Here is a 1,723-nt window from a genome sequence, read left to right on the forward strand (position 1 = left end):
GAAATCGTAGTATGTAATTATGCCTCCTCTTTCAATGAAGTTGTGACAATTAGTAAAATCGACAGAGTTCATTATGGTGGTCGCAATATATAATCCACAAAATACCGAGGTGATTTATTTAATATTGCCATAAAAATGCTTGTCACTGTTCTGTGTTGTTGACAACTTGTTGACAAACTCCGTCAACTTCAATTGCTAAGTGAACATTCGAATATGATAAATCAATATTTAATTCGTTTCCTAATTTCAGCGAGCCTTCCGAAAATATTACAATGAGTTCTTAGAAAAATATAATGTAACAATAACTGGGACTACATTTTTTCAAGTTAACTCTTTTGTAGACGATGCTTTAAAATATGATGTGGTAATAATTGATGAAGCGTCACAGGTGAAAATAGCTGAATCTCTTATTGCTATTAATAAACTCAAAAGCAATGGTCGGTTACTACTTGTCGGCGACCACTATCAGCTTCCACCAGTACTTAAAGTCGATTTTAATGAAAGCGAAAAGTATTATACCCACTCAATTTTAGGATTCTTGATACAAAAAGCGAAAATGCCTTACTGTCAATTGACTGATAATTTTAGAATGAATGATGTGATAAGTGGTTATTCAGCGGCTAAACTTTACAATGAAAAAAATGGGGCAAAGTATGAGGCCCCTAACGATGAAATAGGAAAACAGATATTGGAATTGGATATAGGGCAAATAGATGATGAACTGATTGCAGACATAATGATACCTAGTGCCCCATTCACACTAGTTTCGTTGGAAGATATTTATACGGGGCGACAAAATGTCTATGAAGCGACCATTGTGGTCGAATGTGCAAGAGCTTTGGCGATATCTTACGGTGGATACAATGCGGAGAATGATACATTCGACCATAATGTCTGGAAGGATCCTGAAGTTAAAGAGAAGGAAAGATTGTTCGTAGTTTGTCCGCATAAAGCTCAAATTAAGCTAATAAAGGAGGAATTTAGAAAAAGGAAACTTCCAATACCACTTATCGGGACAACTGAAAAGGCACAAGGTAAAGAGGCCGAAGTTGTTATGGTAAGTTACGGGATTTCTGATGAAGAATTGATCGAACAGGAATCGTCTTTTCTTTATTCACTAAACCGCTTAAATGTAGCCATAACAAGAGCGATGAAAAAGGCGATTGTCTTTATCCCAAAGAAACTCTTTTATCCGTCTTACTCGATAATGCTAGATGAAAAGAATGCAGAAGACTATATGTAAACCAGTCGTCTACTTACAATTACGACTTTGCTGATCTCCATGAGTGTGTAACCATAACGGTTTCCCATCGTCTGATGCAGTCTAAAGAGATCAAACAGCTTGAAGTTGTTTCGCAGCCATCTAGGGAAATTATACAAGTTGATGATGTTTGGCAACAAAATTCAAGCGTTAAAAGAGTATGAATACTGGTGGGGAAAAATTCTTGACGGAAAAACAGAAAAAAATAAATACAGATACATTAAACAGGAAGAAGACGCTTCAGAAACGCTTCCCGATGGACTATGGTTCTGGTGGAAACTGCTTCTTGGGGAAGATGGGGAATAACTTATGGGGAGTGGGACTGTAAGATCTATAGGAAGCTAAGTGATTTTACTTTTCCACTTATTATATATACTCATCTCGGTTGCATTTACAAGTAAGTAGCTAACGATAAATTGTGAACTTCCTTGATGTGTACTTCCTTGATGTGTGCTTGTATCC

2 protein-coding genes and 1 pseudogene are annotated in these 1,723 nt (G+C 36.5%); all 3 read left to right on the forward strand.

Annotated features, from left to right (window positions below):
- Window positions 1–268: 268 nt before the first annotated feature.
- A pseudogene (locus tag AC1DVJ_RS30850) lies at window positions 269–475 on the forward strand (AAA domain-containing protein); the annotation flags it as partial.
- Between the two features lie 51 nt (window positions 476–526).
- On the forward strand, window positions 527–1,243 hold the full coding sequence (locus AC1DVJ_RS30855; protein ID WP_477596730.1) for an AAA domain-containing protein: 717 nt from the start codon (window positions 527–529) through the stop codon (window positions 1,241–1,243).
- 144 nt (window positions 1,244–1,387) lie between these two features.
- The gene (locus AC1DVJ_RS30860; RefSeq protein WP_477596728.1) at window positions 1,388–1,567 is read left to right on the forward strand and encodes a hypothetical protein; all 180 of its coding nucleotides are present in this window, start codon (window positions 1,388–1,390) and stop codon (window positions 1,565–1,567) included.
- Window positions 1,568–1,723: the final 156 nt, after the last annotated feature.

This window comes from Paenibacillus sp. P4_A9 (assembly GCF_056402415.1).